The 21,696-nt window shown below is 67.4% G+C and carries 19 protein-coding genes; 12 read left to right on the top strand and 7 right to left on the bottom strand.

What is annotated here, in order from left to right; all coding sequences use genetic code 11:
* The first annotated feature begins 46 nt into the window (after positions 1-46).
* Positions 47-1,204 (top strand): SGNH/GDSL hydrolase family protein, encoded by a 1,158-nt coding sequence (locus RXV79_RS20470; RefSeq protein ID WP_316699954.1) that lies wholly within the window; start codon positions 47-49, stop codon positions 1,202-1,204.
* Here the strand turns inward: RXV79_RS20470 and RXV79_RS20465 are convergent.
* The 3 genes from RXV79_RS20465 to RXV79_RS20455 are packed head-to-tail and all read right to left on the bottom strand — an operon-like array spanning position 1,201 to position 4,263.
* Complete coding sequence (locus tag RXV79_RS20465) at positions 1,201-2,187, bottom strand: DUF1839 family protein (RefSeq protein ID WP_316699953.1); 987 nt, start codon at positions 2,185-2,187, stop codon at positions 1,201-1,203. The two genes, RXV79_RS20470 and RXV79_RS20465, sit on opposite strands and share 4 nt — an antisense overlap.
* Positions 2,184-3,089 (bottom strand): amino acid--[acyl-carrier-protein] ligase, encoded by a 906-nt coding sequence (locus RXV79_RS20460; RefSeq protein WP_316699952.1) that lies wholly within the window; start codon positions 3,087-3,089, stop codon positions 2,184-2,186. Before RXV79_RS20460 ends, RXV79_RS20465 begins: the two co-directional genes overlap by 4 nt.
* Position 3,090: 1 nt before the next feature.
* Complete coding sequence (locus RXV79_RS20455) at positions 3,091-4,263, bottom strand: acyl-CoA dehydrogenase family protein (protein ID WP_316699951.1); 1,173 nt, start codon at positions 4,261-4,263, stop codon at positions 3,091-3,093.
* Positions 4,264-4,496: 233 nt separating this feature from the next.
* Between RXV79_RS20455 and acpS the strand changes: the two genes are divergently transcribed.
* The 11 genes from acpS (at position 4,497) to galE (ending at position 17,491) form a co-directional block, all read left to right on the top strand.
* The gene (gene acpS / locus RXV79_RS20450) at positions 4,497-4,955 is read left to right on the top strand and encodes a holo-ACP synthase (RefSeq protein ID WP_316699950.1); all 459 of its coding nucleotides are present in this window, start codon (positions 4,497-4,499) and stop codon (positions 4,953-4,955) included.
* Positions 4,956-4,963: 8 nt separating this feature from the next.
* A complete protein-coding gene (locus tag RXV79_RS20445) occupies positions 4,964-5,221 on the top strand; it encodes an acyl carrier protein (protein WP_316699949.1) in 258 nt (85 codons plus the stop codon).
* Between the two features lie 8 nt (positions 5,222-5,229).
* Positions 5,230-7,770, top strand: a complete 2,541-nt coding sequence (locus RXV79_RS20440) for a glycoside hydrolase family 2 protein (RefSeq protein WP_316699948.1) — start codon at positions 5,230-5,232, stop codon at positions 7,768-7,770.
* Entirely contained in the window at positions 7,767-9,536 is a 1,770-nt protein-coding gene (locus RXV79_RS20435) for an alpha/beta fold hydrolase (protein WP_316699947.1), read from the top strand. The genes RXV79_RS20440 and RXV79_RS20435 overlap by 4 nt, the downstream gene beginning before the upstream one ends.
* On the top strand, positions 9,533-11,500 hold the full coding sequence (locus tag RXV79_RS20430; RefSeq protein WP_316699946.1) for an acyltransferase family protein: 1,968 nt from the start codon (positions 9,533-9,535) through the stop codon (positions 11,498-11,500). Before RXV79_RS20435 ends, RXV79_RS20430 begins: the two co-directional genes overlap by 4 nt.
* A gap of 164 nt (positions 11,501-11,664) precedes the next feature.
* On the top strand, positions 11,665-12,330 hold the full coding sequence (locus tag RXV79_RS20425) for a D-sedoheptulose-7-phosphate isomerase (protein ID WP_316699945.1): 666 nt from the start codon (positions 11,665-11,667) through the stop codon (positions 12,328-12,330).
* A gap of 7 nt (positions 12,331-12,337) precedes the next feature.
* Positions 12,338-13,612, top strand: coding sequence for a glycosyltransferase family 4 protein (locus RXV79_RS20420; RefSeq protein WP_316699944.1), 1,275 nt, complete (start codon positions 12,338-12,340; stop codon positions 13,610-13,612).
* Positions 13,609-14,607, top strand: coding sequence for a GHMP family kinase ATP-binding protein (locus RXV79_RS20415; protein WP_316699943.1), 999 nt, complete (start codon positions 13,609-13,611; stop codon positions 14,605-14,607). The genes RXV79_RS20420 and RXV79_RS20415 overlap by 4 nt, the downstream gene beginning before the upstream one ends.
* A gap of 13 nt (positions 14,608-14,620) precedes the next feature.
* Complete coding sequence (locus tag RXV79_RS20410; RefSeq protein WP_316699942.1) at positions 14,621-15,745, top strand: NAD-dependent epimerase/dehydratase family protein; 1,125 nt, start codon at positions 14,621-14,623, stop codon at positions 15,743-15,745.
* Positions 15,742-16,476 (top strand): nucleotidyltransferase family protein, encoded by a 735-nt coding sequence (locus RXV79_RS20405; protein WP_316699941.1) that lies wholly within the window; start codon positions 15,742-15,744, stop codon positions 16,474-16,476. The genes RXV79_RS20410 and RXV79_RS20405 overlap by 4 nt, the downstream gene beginning before the upstream one ends.
* Before the next feature lie 19 nt (positions 16,477-16,495).
* Positions 16,496-17,491: a UDP-glucose 4-epimerase GalE gene (gene galE, locus RXV79_RS20400; RefSeq protein WP_316699940.1), complete on the top strand. Its 996-nt coding sequence runs from the start codon at positions 16,496-16,498 to the stop codon at positions 17,489-17,491.
* A gap of 63 nt (positions 17,492-17,554) precedes the next feature.
* Here galE and RXV79_RS20395 read toward each other — a convergent pair whose 3' ends face one another.
* From RXV79_RS20395 to RXV79_RS20380, 4 genes are read right to left on the bottom strand one after another with little or no spacing between them, the layout of a single operon-like run.
* Entirely contained in the window at positions 17,555-18,115 is a 561-nt protein-coding gene (locus RXV79_RS20395; protein ID WP_316699939.1) for a D-glycero-alpha-D-manno-heptose-1,7-bisphosphate 7-phosphatase, read from the bottom strand.
* Positions 18,116-18,128: 13 nt separating this feature from the next.
* The gene (gmd, locus tag RXV79_RS20390; protein WP_316699938.1) at positions 18,129-19,250 is read right to left on the bottom strand and encodes a GDP-mannose 4,6-dehydratase; all 1,122 of its coding nucleotides are present in this window, start codon (positions 19,248-19,250) and stop codon (positions 18,129-18,131) included.
* A gap of 29 nt (positions 19,251-19,279) precedes the next feature.
* Entirely contained in the window at positions 19,280-20,206 is a 927-nt protein-coding gene (locus RXV79_RS20385) for a GDP-L-fucose synthase family protein (RefSeq protein ID WP_316699937.1), read from the bottom strand.
* A gap of 12 nt (positions 20,207-20,218) precedes the next feature.
* Positions 20,219-21,664 carry a mannose-1-phosphate guanylyltransferase/mannose-6-phosphate isomerase gene (locus tag RXV79_RS20380; RefSeq protein ID WP_316699936.1) on the bottom strand — a complete coding sequence of 482 codons (1,446 nt, stop codon included), beginning with the start codon at positions 21,662-21,664 and terminating at the stop codon, positions 20,219-20,221.
* Positions 21,665-21,696: the final 32 nt, after the last annotated feature.

Raw genomic sequence — 21,696 nt, 5'->3', positions numbered from 1 at the left:
ACTGGGCGGCCCGCGTGGCCGCCTTTTTCATTTGGAAAGCAGGAAGATGAGTTCCTTGAAGAGCAAGCTGCAGTCTGCCGGGCTCGCGGCCGTGGCGATCGCGGTGTCCGTGGTGCTGGCTGAAGGCGCCTCGCGCCTGGTGGTCGACGCGGCCGACTTCCTCAACGTCGACCCGGTGCCCGATGCGTACCTCGGTCACAAGCTCGCACCCGGTGCCGGCGGGCACGACGAGCTGGGCTTTCGCAACCGTTCGGTCCCGGCGCAGGCGAACATCGTCGCGATCGGCGACTCGATGACCTACGGCTCCGGTGCGCCGCGCGACGGCGCCTGGCCGCAGCAACTTGCCGCCTTGAGTGGCGACAGCGTCTACAACATGGGCCTGGGCGGCTACGGCCCGCTGCAGTACCTGCACCTGGCCGGCCACCAGGCCAAGCAGTTCAAACCCAAGCAGCTGCTGGTGAGCTTCTATTTCGGCAACGACTTCATCGACGCCGCCATGCTGCCGCAGAACCTGCCGAACTGGGCCAACTGGCGGCCGAGCGGTGCAGCCTCCGCACCCGCCGTGGCACCCGCGGTGGCACCAAGCGAAGCCGCGCCCAAGCCGACCAAGCGGGGCGGTGCCTTGCGCGACTGGCTCTCGCGCCACAGCGTGCTCTACGGCCTGCTGCGCACCACGGTGCTTGCACCCTTCGCGGTGGCCGAGCAGAAGAAGCTCGCCGACAAGATGACGCCCGACGAGCGCATGAGCTGGTCCGACCCGGCCGCGCCCGACATCAAGACGGTTTTCACCGCACAGCAGCGCGCATCGGCGCAAGACCAGACGCAGCCCACCGTGCGCGAGGGCATGGAGGTCACCAAGCGCGCCTTCGCCGCGATCAAGGACGAGGCCGACAAGCAGGGCATCCCGCTGCGCGTGGTGCTGATCCCCACGCGCGAGCGCATCTACTGTGCTTATCTCAAGTCCACCAAGGCCAGCCTGCCGCCGGCGCACCTGAAGCTGTGCGACTTGGAAGAGGCCAACAAGACGGAGCTGCTGCAGGCCTTCCAGGCCAAGGGCATTGCCTATGTGGACCCGACCGCGGCGATGGAGGAGCAGGTGCGCCAGCACGTGCAGATCTACCCGCCCACGTCCGACGGCCACCCCACCTCGCTCGGCCACAAGGTGATCGCCGAGGCGGTGCTGGCCTCGCTGAAGAAGCCTTAACTTTCGGATCGACCGAGAGCAGGTTCCAGCAGGGCCATGCCCTGTGCCCAGGCCTGGGCTGCCGGTGCCAGGGCCTGCCCGGCATCGAACGTCCGGCGCGCGTTGACGACCCGTGCACCCTTGAGGATCAGTGCCTTGCTCTCCTGCGCGATCACGTCGAACTGATCCGCCGCGGCCGCAAGCGGGGCCTCGGGCCGATGCGGCTGCAGCCAGCGCAGGCAAGCCGCGGCCAGTTCGAAGGCCGCGCCCAGCTGGCGCACCGTGGTGAAGGCCCACGCGTGATAGTGCGCCAGGCCGCGCTCGTGCAATTGCGGCAGGTCGTTCGCAAACCGCGCGGCGAATCGCTCGACGGGGTTGCTCGCCGGACGCCAGGCGAAGTGCTCCCTGAGCAGTTGCCATGACAACTCGGCCGACACCTCAGGCGTGTGCCGCCGCAGCCGGTCCAGGCGCACGAGCTCGGCGTAGAGCGGCAGTTCGCGAGGCTGAAAGATTTGCCGGAAGTCTTCGCCCTCGAGCCGGTAATAACCGGCGTTGTGGAAGTAGCCGAGGCGCTCAGCTGCCACGTCGAGATCGTTGAGCACGATGGTGGTCTTCACATGCTGCTGGCGGTAGTCGGTGCCGGCGGTGTCGGGCAGCCAGAAGGCGTCGGCCTCGGTGCTCACCAGTTTTCCGGCTGCCAGGTGCTCGGCCGCATGCTCGATCAGCGGGCGCCAGACGTTGAGTTCCTGCACGTCGATGCCGTAGAGCTTTTGCAGGTCGGGCAGGGGCGGCTTGAAGAAGGTCCAGTGGTCGCCTTCGAAGTCGGCGGCCAGCGTGAAGGGCATCAGCGCGAGCGGCTCGAGCTTCAGGCAGTGGAGCAGTTCGATCCACACATCGGCGTAGCAGTTCTTCTCGACCCAGACCCGCTCCTCGCCGTGCAGGCTGTGGCGCGCATAGCCCTCGGGCGACAGGCCGGGCAGGGTGCAGGCTCGCGGCGTGCTCACAGCGCGAGCTGCTGGCGCACCGCCTCGGGCCACTGCGAGGGGTCGAAGCCGTGCGTCTTGATGAGCGCCAGCGTCACGCGCTCCAGCCCGAAGCCGAGGCAGGCAGTGCTGGCCAGCGTGTCGTCGGCGTTGCGGATGCCGAACTTGCCGGAGAAGTGGTCCTGGTGCCAGTTGAAGGAGCAGATCGCGGTCGGCTTCTCTTGCGAGATCACCGGCACCAGGATCTCGAACTTGAGCTTCTGATCGACCTGGTTGGCCGCCATCATCTTGCCGGCGCGGCCGAAGAAGGGGTCGGAGGCGACGTCGCTGCTGGCATCGAGGCCGAGCCCGCGCAGCAGGTCGAGCGAGCGTTGCAGCCAGTCGTTGCGCCACTGCACCACGTCTTCGTTGCTCGCCACGCGGATGAACTCGCGCATGCGGAAGGATTGCAGGCGTGTCGGTTCGTCCGAAGGCTCGTGGCGGTACACCCAGTTCAGCACCGTGACCAGTCTCCCGCCTTGCGGCAGCAGGCCGCTGAAGATCGGATAGACCGGGTAGCAGGCAGCGGGGGTGAGCATCACCTCGGTGATGTCGAGCAGGTCTTCCCAGCGTTCGCCGGCCTGCGTGCGTGCCGTGATCTCGCGGGCCTGCGACTCGTTGCCGAAGAAGCTGTGCACCGAGCCGGCGAGCTGCGGGAAGCTGTTCATGTAGCCGACCTTCTCGATCAGCTGGCGCGCGACGATGGGCGGGAACATGAGCTCCTCGGCGCCATCGTCGGCGGCGGTGCGCGAGACGAGCTCGTTGAAGCCGCGCAGGATCTTCTCGAACACCGCCCCGCGGCCGTAGCCGCCGCGGATGCCGGTCGGAAGGATCAGGCCGTGTTCGACCAGGCCCTGGTAGAAGGTGTCGATGTCGTAGACCACGTCAGATGCCCAAGGTGTCTTTGTGAACCAGCAGCATCGAGGCGCTCTTCGCCGCAATGCGCTCGTTCGAGATCATCAGCGACGCCGACAGCACGTCGCGGTAGTGGCGCCCGAGCGAGAAGGGCGAGTCGTTCTTGTAGCCGAGCACACCCACGATCTGCAGCGCGCGGTGCACGATCTGCGGTGCAGCCTCCGAGCAGGCAATCTTCAGGTTGTTGAGTCGCAGCGCCCAGCCCATGTCGAGCAGCTCCTGCCGGCTCGCCTCATCGAAAGCCTGGGCCGAGGCCTGCCACTGCTGGCGCATGCCCTGCAATTGCGCCGACACCTCGGCCAGGCGCGTGGCGGTCGGCGGCACGGTGCCGGGCTTCTTGCGCGCTTCGCCACGCACATAGGTCGCGGCGCGGTTGACCGCGTCGGCGGCAATGCCCCACCACAGCGCCGACCACAGAATGTGCGAGTACGGCACCATGGTGTCGGCCGCGATGTCGGCGAACGAGCCGGGCACGATCTGCTCGATCGGCCCTGACGATTCGAGCCGGAAGCCCGGGCTGCAGGTGCCGCGCATGCCGAGGGTGTCCCAGGTGGTGGTCTGCTCGAGCTTGGTGGCGTCTTCGCGCTTCACGAGCACCAGCACCTGGTCGCTGCTGGGTGCCTGCGCATCGCGCCGGCAGGTCACGAGGATGGCATCCGCATGCGCGCAGTACGAGCCGGTCGTCGCGTCTTTGTCGAGCGAGAAGCGGGCGCCGTGGCGTTCGACGGCGCAGATGCTGGAGCGGGTGTCGCCGAAGGTGCCCACCTCGGAGGTCATCGACGCCAGCAACGGTTGGAACTTGACCAGATCACGCAGGTATTCGGCAAAGTAAGGATCGTCGGCACCGTGGCGCGCCACGCAAGCCACCTGGATGTAGTGCATGGCAAGCACCATGCCGCTCGCGCCGCAGCCTTGCGACACGGTGGCGCACAGCTGGGCCAGCTCCTGCATCGTGCAGCCGGCGCCGCCGAAGGCGTGCGGCACCGGCGCACTCAGCACGCCAGCGCTGCGCAGTGCGGCCACGGTTTCCGCCGGGAAGCGCGCCTGCGCATCGACGTCTGCCGCATGCCTTGCCGCCACAGTGTTGCTGACCTCGCGCGTGGCGTTGAGCAGGGTCTCGAAGCGGGGTGTCGGTGCGGTCATGGAAGCGGCGGTATGGCCTTTGTCGGCGTCATCAGGCAAGGATAGCGCCGCGTATCGCACCGGCGCATCCCGCAGATGATGGCTGCGCCGGTAAGGCTTGCGTGCAGTACGTCACAGCCTCATCAGAACTTGCTACCCCCAATGCCGATGGCCCCCTCCATGAAGGGGATTTCATGACCGGGCAGGATCGCCCATGCTAAGCAACAGCAGTGTCCTGCAGGATCGTTTTCGCCATGTCCAACGCCATCTCCCGACTCGATGTCGCAACGCCCGCGGCGGCGCGGATGCGTGTCGGGCTCGACGTGGTCGACATCCGGCGCGTCAGCGAATCGATGGAACGGTTTGGCCCCCGTTTCGCTCAACGTCTATTCAGTGATGACGAGATCGCCTATGCGTCGTCCGGCGAAGGGCAGGCCGCCGAACGGCTGGCCGCGCGCTTCGCGGCGAAAGAGGCGGCGATCAAGGCGTTCGACCTGGCCGAAGCGGGTGTGGCCTGGCGGGACATCGAGGTCCGCAAATTGCCCAATGGTGCGTGCTGCCTGGCGCTGCATGGCCGCGCGGCCGCCGAGGTCGAGCGTCTGGGCGTCAGCGAGATCGCCCTCAGCCTGAGCCACGACGGCGATTTCGCTGCGGCGGTGGTGACGGCCCTGCTGGACACGCCTTCACGAACTACTACAACGCACATTCTTTGAGGTACGACATGAACACGGCTGAAGAAATAGAAGACAAGATCCGGGGAGTGCTGCGCGACCATGCTCGCCTGAGCAAGCCCGTCGATCAGATCGACCTGACGACCGATCTCTACCAGGCCGGCATGACCTCGCACGCCAGCGTCAACGTGATGCTGGCGCTCGAAGGCGCGTTCGACATCGAATTCGCCGACCACATGCTCAAGCGCAGTGTCTTCACGAGCGTCGCTTCCATCCGCGACGCGGTTGCCGAACTCACGCACGCTTGACCCGTGACATGACGCCCGCAGCCCAGGACCACCCGCAACGGGTCGTGCTGGGCGGGATGTGGCAGATCTGCGCCACCGCGCCCGGGCGCTTTACTTCCCCGACGCAGCTCGATGCACTCGCCCCCGGCGAGTGGCTCACGTCCCCCCACGTCGGCACGGCCGCCGCCCTCATGCGCGATGCGGGCCGCTGGTCGCTCGACGGCCCGGCGCGCCGCTTCGATTCCGAGGACTGGTGGTACCGCACCCGCTTCACGCCGCCCTCGCTCGAAGACAGCGAGCCGTTCTGGCTCGGCTTCGACGGTCTGGCGACGGTGGCCGACGTGTGGCTCAACGGCCAGCCCGTCTTGCACAGCAGCAACATGTTCCTCTCGCATGAATGCGAAGTCGCATCGCAACTGGTGCCGGGTGAGAACCAGCTCGACATCCGCTTTCATGCGCTCGACACGCTGCTGGCCGCCAAGCGCCCGCGGCCGCGCTGGCGCGTGCCGATGGTCCCGCAGCAGCAGCTGCGCTGGCACCGCACTACCTTGCTCGGGCGCACGCCGGGCTGGTCGCCGCCGGCCGCGCCGGTCGGGCCGGTGGGCGCGATCTGGTGGGAGCGGCGCGATCCGCTCGGCGGACTGCGCCCGCAATTGCATTCAAGCGTCGACGCGGAAGGCCGCGGCCAGGTGCGTGTCCACGGGGGGCTGGGCAATCTCGCCGACGCACAGATCGAACGCATCGAACTCGAGCTGAGCCGGGGCGGCGAGCTCTGGCGCTTGCCCCTCACCATCGTCGACGGGCGATTCGAGGGCACGCTCACCCTGGAGCGGCCGGCCTTGTGGTGGCCCCATACCCACGGCGAGCCCGCGCTCTATGACGCGAGGCTGATCGCGCAGCGGCGTGACGCCCCGGGGCCCACCACCCACGGTCTTCGCCCCGTTGGCTTTCGACGCATCGAAGCCGACACCACCGATGGCCGCTTTGGCCTGAAGGTCAACGGTGTGCCGGTGTTCTGCCGCGGCGCCTGCTGGACGCCGCTCGACGTGGTCTCGCTCACGAGCAGCCACGAAGCACTGCACGCCGCGGTGCAACAGGCCCGCGATGCCGGCATGAACATGCTGCGCGTCGGCGGCACCATGGTCTACGAGGGCGACGCCTTCTTCGACGCTTGCGACGAACTCGGCATGCTGGTGTGGCAGGAGTTCATGTTCGCCAACATGGACTACCCCGAGCAGGACGAGGCCTTCCTCGACAGCGTGCGCGCCGAGGTGGCGCAGCAGACGGCCCGCTGGCAAGGCCGCGCCTGCGTGGCCGTCGTCTGCGGCAACAGCGAGGGCGAGCAGCAGGCGGCGATGTGGGGTGCGCCACGCGAGCTGTGGGCGCCGGCGCTCTTTCACACCACCTTGCGCGAGGCGGTGGAAGCGGCACTGCCGGGCGTGCCCTATTGGCCGTCGAGCGCGCATGGCGGTGCATTTCCGCACCAGGCGAACGCCGGCACTGCGTCGTACTACGGCGTGGGGGCCTATCTGCGGCCGCTCGACGACGCGCGCCGGTCGGCGCTGAGCTTTGCCACCGAGTGCCTGGCCTTCGCCAACATGCCCGACGAGCGCACCGTGGCCCGCATGCCGGGGGGCCTCGGCCTGCGCGTGCACCACCCCGGCTGGAAGGAGCGCACGCCGCGCGACCTCAACGCCGGCTGGGACTTCGAAGACGTGCGCGACCATTACCTCGCCTCGCTCTGCAAGGTCGACCCGGTGCAACTGCGCTCGGTCGACCACGAGCGCTACCTCGCGCTCAGCCGCGTGGTGACGGGCGAGGTGATGGCCTCGGCCTTCACCGAATGGCGGCGTCCCGGTTCGCGCTGCGGCGGCGCACTGGTCTGGTTCCTGCGCGACCTGTGGGCGGGTGCCGGCTGGGGACTGGTCGACGACACCGGCCTGCCCAAGGCCTGCTTCTATGCGCTGCGCCGCGTGCTGCAGCCGGTGGCGGTGCTCATCACCGACGAAGGGGTGAACGGCGTGGCCGTGCACCTCGTCAACGAGCGCGCCGAGCCGCTCGCGGGCGAACTTTCGCTGCGCCTCTACGGCAACGGCGACGCACTCGTCGAAGAGGCCACGCTGCCGGTTGCGGTGGCCGCGCGGGGTGACGCCAGCATCGCCTTGGCGCAGCACCTGGGCGGGTTCACCGACGTGTCGTATGCCTACCGATTCGGGCCGCCGCCCGTGACGCTGGTGCATGCGCAACTGAAGGCATCCGACGGCCAGGTCGTCGGCGAAGCCTTCCACTTCCCGGCCGGCCCCATGCTGCCGGTGCGTGACGACCTCGGCCTGAGCGCACGCTACGAGCCCGAACGTCGCGAGTTGCTGCTGGCGACCACACATGCCGCGCAGCATGTGCACGTGCAGTTCGACGAGCACCTCCCGGTCGACAACGACTTCCACCTCGCGCCAGGTGCCGCTCGCTCGCTGGCGCTGCAGCGCACCGGCGCCTCCACGGGCCGCCCCTTGAAGGGCTGGGTGTGGGCACTGAACGCCAGGAGCCCCGTGCCCATCGTGGTGCCGACATGAAGCCACTGCCGGCACAGCCCCTGTACTTCGGCCCGGAAGGATCTCGGCTCTTCGGCTGGCTGCACCTGCCGGCGCCGGAAGCCCGGCGAGGCCTCGGCGTGGTGGTGTGCAACCCCTTCGGCTTCGAGGAGGTCTGCGCCCACCGCAGCCTGCGCCAGTTCGCCATGGTCTTCAGCGCGGCAGGTTGGCCCAGCCTGCGCTTCGACCATGCCGGCTGTGGCGATTCCGAAGGCGACGAATTCGAGCCCGACGTGCCGGCCCGCTGGCTGGCCGGCGTGAACGCCGCCATCGACACCCTCAAGGCGGCCGGTGGCGTGCAACAGGTGGTGCTGTTCGGCGTGCGGCTCGGGGCCACGCTCGCGGCCCTGGCGGGCATGGGGCGCGACGACGTGGGGGGCCTCGTGAGCATTGCGCCGGTGGTGCGAGGGCGCGGCTACATCCGCGAACTGACGATGCTCGGGCAGGGCGGCAGCACGGCCGCCGTATCTCGGGCCGACGTGCTCGAATCGGCCGGGTTCGTGATGACACGCGCGACGGAAGAGCACCTTTCGCAGCTCGACCTGCGCCGCCTGCCCAAGGCCCCCGCGCCGCGCGTGCTGATCATTCCGCGCGACGACCTCGAAGACGGTCTCGATTGGCAGACCTCGCTCAAGGCGCTCGGCGCGGACGTGCAGGTCGAGCGCTTGCCTGGCTACGCCGACATGATGCAGGACCCGCAGCGCACCGTGCCGCCACAACTCATGATGGAGGGTGTGATCCGGCGTGTGCAGATGTGGGACGACGCGCTCGCGCTGCGCCCCGTCGTGCCGGTGGCGTCTGCCGGCGCCGAGGTGTTGCGGCTTCCCGCTGACGCAGTCACGGAGCGGCCGGTCCACATCGCCACCAGCGCGTCGTCGGCGATCTTCGGCGTGCTCACCGAACCCGAAGGCACGCTGCCGCAACGCGGACGTCCGGCGGTGCTGATGCTCAACTCCGGCGCCGTGCATCACATCGGCCCCAACCGCCTGTGGACGCGGCTCGCGCGCCAGTGGGCCGCACGGGGCGTCACGGTGCTGCGCATCGATCTGTCGGGCGTGGGCGACAGCCCCGCGCGCCCCGGTGCGCCGGAGAACGTCGTCTACTCCGCCCACGCGATGCAGGACGTGACCGACGCGCTGGCCTACCTGCGCGGCGAGCTGGGCGCCGACGAGTGCCACCTGCTGGGCCTGTGCTCGGGCGGCTACCACGCGTTCAAGGCGGCGGTGGCGGGGCAGCCCGTGGTCTCGTCGACCGTGATCAACCCGCTCACCTACTTCTGGCATGACGGCGACACGCTGCGCGACGTGAAGGACTACGAGCTGGCCGAACTCACCTCGCGCTACCGCGACAAGGTCTTCACCCGCGAGCCCTGGCTCAAGCTGCTGCGCGGGCAGCTCGACGCGCGTGTCATCGTGCAGGTCGGGCTCAGGCGCACCTGGGGGCACATCGAGCCGTATCTGCTGCGTCTGGCGCGGCGGCTGCGCATCCCGCTGCAAGACGACCTGGCCGATGAGCTCTCGCAAGCGGTGCGGCAGGGGATCCGCCTTCGCTTCGTCTTTGCGGCGCGTGCACCCGGCTACGACCTGCTGCGCAAGCAGGGTGGGAGCGCGATCGATCGGCTGATCGAACGCCAGCTCGCGTCGCTCGACTTCGTGCCCGACGCCGACCACACCTTCACCCGGCTCGAAGCGCGCGAGCGTCTAGTCGCGCTGCTCGACCGGCTGGCGCCCGTCTCGCGCGCCGCATGAGCCCCGCCAGAGACGACTACCGGCTCGACCTCAACGGGCTGCGGGGCCTGGCAGTCGCGCTCGTCGTTGCGTTCCATCTGCAGATCAAGGGGGCGACCGGCGGCTTCATCGGCGTCGACGTGTTCTTCGTGCTGTCGGGCTACCTGATGACGCAGATGGTGTGGCGTCGGCTCGACGCTGGTCGCTTCAGCTACGCCGACTACCTCGCGCGCCGCGCCGCGCGCATCTGGCCGGCGCTGGCTGCGCTGGTGTTGCTGCTGCTCGTGGCCGGTGCGGCGTGGCTGCCGCCCTTCGACATGCAGCGACTGGCCGAGCAGGGCGTGCGTGCGCTGGCGTTCGTGTCGAACCACTACTTCTTCGCGCACAGCGGCTACATCACGCATGCGGGCGATTCGTTGTGGCTGCTGCACACCTGGTCGCTCTCGGTGGAGTGGCAGTTCTACTTGCTGTATCCGCTGCTGCTGATCGTTATCACGCGCTGGGCGCCACCGGCACGCCGCAAGACGCTCGCCGTGGCGGGCGTGGCGTTGCTGCTGCTGGCGTCGCTCGTGTGGCACCTGTGGCTGTCGCGCCGGGCGGCGGAGAGTGGCTTCTTCCTGTTGCCCGCGCGCATGTGGGAGTTGCTGGCGGGCGCGCTGGTGGCACTGCTCGCGCGTCCATCCGCTGCCGGCCGCTGGCGGCCGTGGGTCAGCCATCTCGGCCTGGCACTGGTGCTCGTCGGCGCGCTGCTGATCGCCGCCGCGCGCGTGCGCACCGTTGGCGCCGGTGCCTGGCTCGTGCTGCCAGTGCTCGGCACGGCGATGGTGTTGTGGGCCGATGCCGACAACCGCGTGTTGCGCCACCCGGTGCTGCAAGGCCTCGGCCTGTGGTCGTATTCGATCTACCTCTGGCACTGGCCGCTCATCATCGGCCTGCGCCTCACCGACGTTCCGCAGGCCTACCCGTGGGCCAGCGCCGCGGCCATCGCGTGCGCTTCGGTGTTGCTGGGCTGGGCTTCGTACACCTTCGTCGAGCGCCCGTTCAAGCACCGCGGGGCAGGTTGGCTGCGCAGCGTGGCGGCACCGATGGCGACGATGGCGGTGGCCGGCCTGGTGGCGTTCGCCGTGTTGGCGACCGCAGGCCTGCCGTTTCGCAAGCCGGGTCGTGGCGAGTCCTACGACGGGTACTGGGCCTCGGTGAACTCACGCTACTTTCCCGATGCCTGCAGCAACTACAAGAAGCCCTTGCAGGAGATCAAGCCCTGCCGCATCGAGAAGCACACACCCGCCCGCGTGCTGGTGATCGGCGACTCGCATGCCGAGCACTTCTATGCCTGGTTCGTGGCGCACAGCCCGGGCTCGGTCGACTTCTACACCGCGGCCGAGTGCCCGCCGGTGCCGAACCTGCGCCGCACGCAGCCCGGCTACCACTGCGCGGAGTACGCGGCCGAGGCCTGGCGCAAGGCGCAGCACGAGCCCTACGACAGCGTGGTCGTCGCGGCGCGGTGGGCCACCATCGGGTTGGCTGGTGCGCCGTATTGCCATCTGTCGGCCAGCGGAAGTTGCACCGAGCCGGCCTCGCTGTCGGCCAAGCAGCGCGTGGTGCTCGATGAACTGCGCGCCGCGGTGATGGCCACGCTGGCGCAGGGCAAGACCGTCGTGCTCGTTGACAGTGCGCCCGAATCCACCCTGCGTGTGGCCGACCGTGTGGCCCGCGAGCAGTTCTGGTACGGCCAGGTGCGTCTGAGCCTGCCGGTGGCTACCCTGCGGGCGCAGACCGGCTGGATGGAACCCTTGTTCGAGGGGCTCGGGTCGACGCCGGGCTTTCACCGCGTGAGCCTGCGAGGTCGCCTGTGCAACGAGACCTCGTGCCGCGTGTACGACGAAGCGTTGAAGCGGCCCATCTACTACGACGAGAGCCACTTCGACCCGCTGTGGATCGAGCAGCAGGCCGATCTCTTCGTACCCTTCATGAAACCTTCGTGACGAGCGGCGCATCGCGCGCGGCGTGTGCGGAATGTCGCGGGTTGCCTGTTGGTCCCCGCTCACCTAGGGGGGCCCGCGAGTGCTGCCGACAGAGGGTTCCGAGAGATCCCGCCAATACAATCTTTCGAGCTTTCCCGATCCACACACAGAAGCGAAAGAACGTCATGAGCAAGCAGGCGAATGCCAAGTCCAAAGCCCCGAAGATCCAGGAGAAAAAGACGCCGGGCCTCGCGGCTTCCAACATGACGGGCACGGGCCCCGGCGGCCTGTCGGTGCGTGCCTTCGCCGAGTGGTACCGCGACCGCGAACTCGAGCAGTGGGAGCGTTTCGACTACGCCGCGCTCGAGAAGATCGCGAAGGCCATCGAGAAGGTCGAGAAGTCGGGCAAGACCATCTTCGTGATGGGCAACGGCGGCTCGGCCGCCACTGCCTCGCACATCGCCACCGACTGGTCGAAGACGGCGGAGCGCGTGAACAAGCCGCTCATCCGCTGCATCTCGCTCAACGACAACACCGCCTTCATGACGGCCATCGGCAACGACCTCGGCTACGACGAGATCTTTGCGCGCCAGCTGCGCAACCTGTGCGGCAAGGGTGACCTGGTGGTCATCATCTCGGGCTCGGGCAACTCGCCGAGCGTGCTCAAGGCCAACGACTACGCGAAGAGCGTGGGCGCCACCACCGTGGGCCTCACCGGCTTTACCGGCGGCAAGCTTCGCAAGGACGTCGACATCTGCTTCCACGTCGAGAGCGACCAGTACGGCGTGATCGAAGACATGCACATGGCCGCGGGATCGATCCTCGCGTTCTACCTGAAGCAGCGCAAGTGACGTTCCGGTGATCCACTACGTCACGCAGAACGGCATCGGCAACGCCTGGGTTGCCAACGAGCTGAGCCGCGTCGAAGCGGCTGGCATCCCGGTGGCGCTGCACGCGATGCGCGCCCCCGACAAGCTGCTGCACGACTCCGACTGGGCGGTGGCGATGAACCGCCGCACCGAGCTGATGTACCCGCTGCCGCTGGTGGCGATGTTCTTCTCCTTGCTGGCTGCGCCCTTGCGCTTCCGCGGTCGCTTCTTCTCGGCGTTGTGGAATGCCTTCTTCGGCCGGCGCGAGCATGTGCGCGCACGGCTCGCCGGCATCGCGCATCTGGTGGTGGCGGTGCACTGGGCGACCGGCATCCTGAAGAGCGGCCGCAAGGTTTCGCAGATCCATTCGCAGTGGATCAACTCCTGCGGCACGATCGCGATGTATGGCGCCTGGCTGCTGGATGCGCCGTTCAGCTGGACGGGGCATGCGACCGACTTGTTCCGCAACCGCAGCGCTCTGCTCGACAAGATCGAGCGAGCCAACTTCATCATCTGCATCTCCACCTTCCACCGCGACTTCTACCTGAAGCATGGTGCGCGGCCCGAGCAGCTGGTGATCGCCTATTGCGGCATCGACCTCTCGTGGTTCTATCCCCCGACGGCAGCGCGCGACCCCAACAAGGTCTACCGCATCGTCTCGTCGGGCCGTCTGGTCGAGAAGAAGGGCTTCTCGGACCTCATCGATGCCTGCAAGATCCTCGTCGACCGCGGCGAAAGGTTCGAATGCGTGATCGGCGGCAGCGGCCCGCTCGAAGCCGAACTCAACGCGCAGATCAAGCGCCTCAACCTCGCCGACCGCATCAGCGTGACCGGCAAGGCCTTGCTGCAGGAGAAGATCGTCGACTTCATGCACGAAGGCGACGTCTACGTGCTGCCCTGCGTGTGGGCGAGCGATGGTGACGTCGACGGCCTGCCGCAGATGATCATGGAAGCGATGGCGAGCGGTCTGCCGGCGATCTCGACGCGGCTCGTCGGCATCCCCGACCTGCTGCAGCATGAAGACACCGGCTTGCTCGTCGAGCCGAACCAGCCGGCGCAGCTCGCCGATGCGATGGCCCGCTTGATGCATGACCCCGCACTGGCCGCGCGCCTGTCCGAGAACGGCCAGCGACTGCTCAAGAAGACCTTCGACCTGAACAACTGCCTCGAGCCCTTGATCGAGAAATTCCGCCAGAGCCTGGCTGCCTCGGCCCCGGGCCAGCGCAGCACGGGCCCGGCCACACCAACCAGGGTGACGACATGATCATTTCGCAGACCCCCTACCGGGTGAGCTTTGCCGGCGGCGGCACCGACCTGCCCGCTTTCTACCGCCAGGAATACGGCGCCGTGCTGTCGATGGCCATCGACAAGCACATGTACGTCACGGTGAGCCCGCGCTTCGAGAAGACGGCGCGTGTGGCCTATACCAAGGTGGAGATCGCCGAGTCGGTCAACGACATCCAGCACGAGCTGGTGCGCGAGGCGCTCAAGATCACCGGCCTCGGCCGCCACATCGAGATCACCACCGTGGGCGACGTGCCGGCGGGCACGGGCATGGGCTCGTCGAGCTCGCTGACTGTCGGTCTACTGCAGGCACTCTATGCCTACAAGGGCCAGATCGTCAGCGCAAAGAACGTCGCCGAGCAGGCCTGCCGGATCGAGATCGACATCCTCGGCAAGCCGATCGGCAAGCAGGACCAGTACGCCGCCGCCTTCGGCAACTTGAACTACATCCGCTTCAACCCCGACGACACCGTCGACGTGGAGCCGGTGCCGGCTCCGGCCGAGACGATGAAGGAACTGTCGAGCCGCATGATGCTGCTCTACACCGAGCAGCAGCGCGATGCCGACGGCATCCTGAAGCGCCAGAGCGAAGGCACGAAGGACCGCATGCCGGTGCTGCGCGCGATGCGCGACCTCGCGCAGGAGATGCGCGTGGCCATCACCGGCGCCAACGGCCTCGACGAGTTCTCGAAGCTGCTGCACCAGGGCTGGGAGCTCAAGCGCTCGCTCGGCTTCGGCATCAGCATGGAGCGCGTGGACGCCTGGTACGAGCAGGCACGCAAGCTGGGTGCGCAAGGCGGCAAGTTGCTGGGCGCAGGTGGTGGTGGCTTCCTGCTGCTGGTTGCGCCCAAGGAGCGCCACAACCTGATCCGCGATGCGCTGGGCAACCCGCGCGAGCTGACGCTCGACATCGACCGCCGCGGCGGTCGCGTCATCTTCATCAGCGACCATCAGCGTCTGCTGCACAACCAATAAGAGGAACGGCCAAGTGCGAGTGCTCATCACCGGCGGCGCCGGCTTCATCGGTTCCCACACCGCCGACGCGCTGCTGCGCGAGGGCTACCAGGTGCGCGTGCTCGACTCGCTCGAAGAGCCGGTGCACCCCGGCCACGCGAAGCCGGCCTACCTCGACCCGCGCATCGAATTCATCAAGGGCGACGTCCGCAACGAAGCCGTGCTGCTCGACGCGCTGCGCGGCAGCGATTACGTCTACCACCTGGCCGCCTTCCAAGACTACCTGCCCACCTTCAGCCGCTTCTTCGACGTCAACGTGACCAGCACCGCGCTGATCTACGAGTTGATCGTGCGTGAGAAGCTGCCGGTGAAGAAGGTGATCGTGGCGTCCAGCCAGGCGGCGCTTGGTGAGGGCCTGTACCACGATGCCAACGGCAAGCCGGTGCTGCCCGACATCCGCCCGACCGAGCAACTCGAGCGTGGCGTGTGGGAGGTGCAGGCGCCCAAGGGCACGACCGGACCGCTCAAATGGCAGCCGACCGACGAGACGGTCGCCAACCCGCAGAACCAGTACGGCCTGTCGAAGATTGCCGAGGAGCGTGTGGCGCTGTCGCTCGGCAAGCGCTACGGCATCCCGAGCGTGGCGATGCGCTACTCGATCGTGCAGGGCCCGCGCCAGAGTTTCTACAACGCGTACAGCGGCGCCTGCCGTGTGTTCTCGCTGAGCTTCCATCTGGGTCGCGAGCCGATGATCTACGAAGACGGTCAGCAGGTGCGCGACTTCGTGAACGTGCAGGACGTCGTCGACGCCAACCTGCTCGTGCTGCGCGACGAGCGTGCGGACTACGAGATGTTCAACGTCGGCGGCGACAAGGCGCACACGGTCGCCTCGTTCGCGACCGTCGTGGCGGAAGTCTTCGGCGCCAAGGGCTACCAGGCCGCGCCCTGCGGCAAGTTCCGCTTCGGCGACACGCGCCACATCTGCTCCGACGTGAGCAAGCTGAAGTCGCTCGGCTGGAAGCCGACGCGCACCGTCCACGAGAGTGTCGAGGCCTACAAGGCGTGGCTCTCCACTGCGGACAACGCAGCGCAGATCCTCGACTACTGCAACCAGCAGATGGCCGCGCTCAACGTGGTGCGCGACGTCAACAAGGCGTGAACACAAGCCAGCGCAAATCCAAGGCGGTGCTGCTGGCCGGAGGCCTCGGCACGCGCCTGCGCCCGCTGACGAACACTGTGCCCAAGTGCCTGGTTGAAATTGCCGGCCGGCCCTTGCTGGATTACTGGTTTCAGGCGCTGCGCGATGCCGGCATCACCGACGTGCTGGTCAACAACCATCACCTGCCCGAGGCCGTGCGGGCGTTCCTCGATGCCAAGAAGCGTGAAGGCTTCAATGCGGTGGAGGCCTATGAGCCGGTGCTGCTCGGTTCGGCGGGCACCGTGGCGCACAACCGCGCCTGGGCCGACGATGCCGATGACGTGCTCATCGTCTACGCCGACAACCTGTCGAGCCTCGACGTGCCGGCCTTCATGGCCAGCCACCGGGCACACGGCTTGCCGATGACGATGCTGCTGTTCCATGCCCCCAACCCGAAGGCCTGCGGCATTGCCGAAGTCGACGGGAGCGGGCGCATCGTGGATTTCGTCGAGAAGCCGGCGGAACCGAAGTCAGACCTGGCGAATGCGGGCGTGTATGCCGTGACCGCGGATGCGTGGCGCGAGATGGCCGACGCGAAGGCCTTCGACCTCGGCTTCGACGTGCTGCCGAAGTTCGTCGGCCGTATGCAAGGCCACGTGCACGAGGGTTATCACCGCGACATCGGCAACCTCGATGCACTGGAGGCCGCGCGTGCCGATGCACCGCGTGTCTTCGCGGGGCGATTCAACTGATTTCACAAGAGGACAAGACATGAAAGTGCTGGTGACGGGCGGAGCGGGTTATGTGGGCAGCGCGTGCCTGCGCAAGTTGCTGGCCGAAGGCCACGACGCCATCGCGTTCGACAACCTCTCCGAAGGGTATGAAGCCGCCGTGCCCGCGGGCAAGCTGGTGAAGGGCGACATCGCCGACACCGCTGCACTCGCCAAGGTGATGAAGGAGCACGGCAGCGAAGCCGTGATGCACTTCGCCGCGGCCACCTACGTGGGCGAGTCGGTGACCAACCCCGACCACCACTACAACAACAACATCGCCGGCACGCTGAGCCTCTTGCGTGCGATGCGCGAGGCCAAGGTCAACCGCATGCTGTTCTCCAGCACCTGCGCCACCTACGGCGACAACCCGGTGGTGCCGATGAACGAGACCGCGGCTCAGATCCCTTGCAGCCCGTACGCGCGCACCAAGCTGGCGGTCGAATGGATGATCCGCGACTTCGCGCATGCCTACGGCTTGGGCTTCACGCTGCTGCGCTATTTCAACGCGTCGGGTGCCGACCGTGACGGCGAGTTCGGCGAAGCCCACGACCCCGAGACGCACTTGATTCCGCTGCTGCTGCAGGTCGCACTCGGCCAGCGCGACAAGCTGATGCTTTACGGCGACGACTACCCCACGCCCGACGGCACCTGCATCCGCGATTACGTGCACACCGATGACCTGGCGCAGGCGCACATGCTCGCCATCATGGCGACCACGCCGACGACGGCCGAGGTGTTCAACATCGGCACCGGCAACGGCCAGTCGGTGAAGGAAGTGCACCGCGCCTGCGAAGAGGTGACGGGCAAGAAGATCCCGTTGCAGGTCACGGCTCGCCGTCCGGGCGACGCCCCGGCGCTGGTGGCCGACCCGACCAAGCTCAAGACGCAGCTGGGCTGGAAGCCCGAGTTCTACGACATCAAGCGCACGGTCGAGACGGCCTGGGCCTGGCACCAGAAGTACCCGCGGGGTTATGCCGACAAGGTCAAGCGCTGAAGCGCTGGCCCTCAAACGAAAACGGCGCCTGGTGGGGCGCCGTTTTTCATGGAGCGTGGTGGATCAGGCGGCGACGTGCTGGGGCAGGAAGGCCTCCACCTCGGCATGTGCTGCAACCACAGCGTGCGCCTGCGTGACCTCCGGCTGCGGATGGCCGGGCGGGCGGAATAGCAACGTGCTGCCGACGCCTGCGCGGGCACCGGCGAGGATGTCGGTCTCCATGTCGCCCAGCAGCACCGACGTCGCCAGGTCGACACCGAACTCCTGCGCCGCCTGCAGGATCATCCCGGGGTTTGGCTTGCGGAAAGGGGATTCGGCCTTGTAGTGCCCGATGCCATGCTCGGCGTGGTACGGGCAGAAGTAGACCTTGTCGATGGGTGCACCACGCGAGGCGAACTCGCCGCACATCCAGTCGGTCAGCAGGTGGAAGTCGCCCTCGGTGTACTTGCCCCGGCCGATGCCGGCCTGGTTGGTGATCACGAAGACGAGGTAGCCGCGTTCGCGCGCCGTGCGCACGAGATCGAAGATGCCGTCGACGAAATCGAAATCTTCGCGCTTGTGCACGTAGGCGTGATCGATGTTGATCACGCCATCACGGTCGAGGAACAGGGCAGGGCGGCCCATGCCGATGCCCCGCTTACTCGTGGTAGTCGTAGGCCTGGAAGCCGGCCATCTTGACCAGGCTGTCGCGGCGGGCCGAGTTGTAGTCGGCTTCGACCATTTCCTTGACCAGCTCCGGCAGCGTGATTTTGGGAACCCAGCCGAGCTTCTGCTTGGCCTTGGTGGGGTCGCCCAGCAGCGTCTCGACTTCGGTCGGGCGGAAGTAGCGCGGGTCGACGCGCACGATCACGTCGCCGACCTTGCACTTGGCCTTGTCGCCTTCGACCTTGGTGACGGTGCCGATTTCGTTCACGCCCTCACCCGTGAAGGTGACGGTCACGCCCAGCTCCTTGGCGGCGAACTCGACGAACTGGCGCACGCTGTATTGCACGCCTGTTGCGATGACAAAGTCTTCCGGCTTGTCCTGTTGCAGCATCAGCCACTGCATTTCGACGTAGTCGCGCGCATGGCCCCAGTCGCGCAGCGCGCTCATGTTGCCCAGGTGCAGGGTGTCCTGCAGGCCGAGCGCGATGCGGGCGATGGCACGGGTGATCTTGCGCGTCACGAAGGTCTCACCGCGCAGCGGGCTCTCGTGGTTGAAGAGCACGCCGTTGCAGGCGTACATGCCATAGGCCTCGCGGTAGTTGACCGTGATCCAGTAGGCGTAGAGCTTGGCGACCGCATACGGACTGCGCGGGTAGAAGGGCGTGGTTTCCTTCTGCGGGATCTCCTGCACCAGGCCGTAAAGCTCCGAGGTGCTGGCCTGGTAGAAGCGGGTCTTCTTTTCCAGCCCGAGGATGCGGATCGCTTCGAGGATGCGCAGCGTGCCGATGCCGTCGGCATTCGCCGTGTACTCGGGTGTCTCGAAGCTCACCGCCACATGGCTCATCGCGGCGAGGTTGTAGATCTCGTCGGGCTGCACCTGCTGGATGATGCGGATCAGGTTGGTGCTGTCCGTCAGGTCGCCGTAGTGCAGGATGAAGTTCTTGTTGTCGACGTGCGGGTCCTGGTAGAGATGGTCGATGCGGTCGGTGTTGAAGAGGCTGGAGCGGCGCTTGATGCCGTGCACCTCGTAGCCCTTCTTCAGCAGCAGCTCGGAGAGATACGCACCATCCTGGCCGGTCACGCCGGTGATGAGGGCAACTTTCTTGTGGGACATGATCGGTCTCTTGAGGATGGTCTTGGAATTTACTGGCGGAACGGCGCCGTCTCGTAGGTGAGGCGCAACCCGTCTTGCAGGCTGGTCTTGGCGCGCCAGCCGAGCGAGGCGAGGCGGCTCACGTCGAGCAGCTTGCGCGGTGTGCCGTCGGGCTTGCTGCTGTCGAAAACGATGCGGCCTTCGAAGCCCACGGTCTTCATGACGGACTCGGCGAGCTCGCGGATGGTCACGTCTTCACCCGTGCCGATGTTGACCAGCGGGCCGTCGTAGCCCTGCTGGGCCAGGTGCACGCAGGCGTCGGCCAAGTCGTCGACATAGAGGAATTCCCGCTTGGGGGTGCCGCTGCCCCACACCACGTATTCGCTGTCGCCGCGCTCGCGCGCTTCGTGCGCCTTGCGCAGCAGCGCCGGCAGCACGTGGCTGGTGGCGAGGTCGTAGTTGTCGTTGGGGCCGTAGAGGTTGGTGGGCATCACGCTCACGTACTGGCGACCATATTGCGCGTTGTACGCGTCGCAGAGCTTGATGCCGGTGATCTTGGCGATGGCATACGGCTCGTTGGTCTGCTCCAGCGGGCCGGTGAGCAGGTAGTCTTCCTTGATCGGCTGCGGGCAGTCGCGCGGGTAGATGCAGCTCGAGCCAAGGAACATCATGCGCTGCACGCCCGCGAGGTGGGCGCCATGCACGAGGTTGGCCTCGATCATCAGGTTTTGATAGAGGAAGTCGGCGCGGTAGACGTTGTTGGCCTGGATGCCACCCACCTTCGCAGCGGCGATGAAGCTGTAGTCGGGCTTCTCGGCGGCGAGGAAGGCATGCACGGCCTTCTGGTCGAGCAGGTCGAGCTCGGCATGCGTGCGCGTGACGATGTTGCGGTAGCCCCCGGCTTGCAGGCGGCGCACCAGGGCGCTGCCCACCATGCCGCGGTGGCCGGCCACGTAGATCTTGGCGTTCTTGTCCATGAATGCTGGGCGCTAGCCGCGCCCGTAGGTGTCCTCGAAGCGGACGATGTCGTCTTCGCCCAGGTAGCTGCCCGACTGCACCTCGATGATCTCGAGGGGCACCTTGCCGGGGTTGGCCAGCCGGTGTGTCTGGCCGAGCGGGATGTAGGTGCTCTGGTTCTCGCCGAGCAGGATGACCTTGTCGCCGTTGGTGACCTCGGCAGTGCCGCTCACCACGATCCAGTGTTCGGCGCGGTGGTGGTGCATCTGCAGCGAGAGGCTCGCCCCGGGCTTGACCATGATGCGTTTCACCTGGAAGCGCGGGCCGGCGTCGATGCTGTCATACCAGCCCCAGGGGCGGTGCACCTGGCGGTGCAGGGTCTGCTCGCTGCGACCGTCGGTCTGCAGGCGGTTGACGATGTGCTTGACGTCCTGGCTGCGGCTGCGGTCGGCCACCAGCACGGCGTCAGGCGTCTCGACCACGACCACGTTGTCGAGCCCGACCACGCTGACGAGGCGGCTCGTGGCGTGCACCAATGTGCTGTGGCTGTCGCGCAGCATGGCGTCACCGATGGCGACGTTGCCGTCGGCGTCCTTGTCGCCCACCTGCCAGACGGCGTCCCATGCGCCGAGGTCGGACCAGCCGGCCGACAGCGGCACCATGCCGATGTCGAATTCGCCGGAGCCGGGGCATTTCTCCATCACCGCGTAGTCGACCGACTCGCTGGGAATGGCAGCGAACTCCGCCTTGCCGGGCCGCACGAAGCTCGCGTCGACCTTGTGGGCGGCCCACGCGGCGCGGGTGGCGCTCGCGATGTCGGGGCGGAAGCGTTCCAGCGCCTTCAGCCACACCGAAGCGCGCACGACGAACATGCCACTGTTCCAGAAGTAGCCGCCCGCTGCCAGGTAGCGCTCGGCGGTGGGGGCGTCGGGCTTCTCCACGAATTGAGCGACCTTGCTGCCATCGGCGCGGATGTAGCCGTAGCCTGTCTCGGCGCGGTCGGGCGTGATGCCGAGGATCACGAAGGTGCCCTTGGCAGCCTCGCGCACGGCTTGGCGCAGCGCGTTGGTGAAGGCGGCTTCATCGACCACCGTCTGGTCGGCGGGCGTGACCACGAGCACCGGATCCTGGCCCGCGGCAGTCGCGTGCAGGGCGGCCAGTGTCATGGCCGGGGCGGTGTTGCGGCCCATTGGCTCGAGGAGCACCGTGGCAGGCGGGAGGTCGAGCTCGCGCAACTGGTCGAGGACCAGGAAGCGGTGCTCCTCGTTGCCCACCACGCAGGGCGCGGCGACGGACAGACCCTCGGTGGCCAAGCCGGCGAGGCGGCTGGCCGCCTGCTGGAAGAGGCTTCGGTTGCCTTGCAGCACGAGGAACTGCTTGGGGTACAGGGCACGCGACAGCGGCCACAGCCGGGTGCCGCTGCCGCCCGCCATGATGACGGGCTGGACGGCGATGGGAGACGAGGAGGTAGGTGCCATGAATGTGGTGAGTGCAGGCGAGGCAGGCGTCG

The sequence above is a fragment of the Piscinibacter gummiphilus genome (genome assembly GCF_032681285.1).
GTDB classification, from domain to species: domain Bacteria; phylum Pseudomonadota; class Gammaproteobacteria; order Burkholderiales; family Burkholderiaceae_C; genus Rhizobacter; species Rhizobacter gummiphilus_A.
The sequence above is the reverse complement of the archived record's forward strand: the minus strand, read 5'-3'. Positions and strand labels throughout refer to the sequence as shown.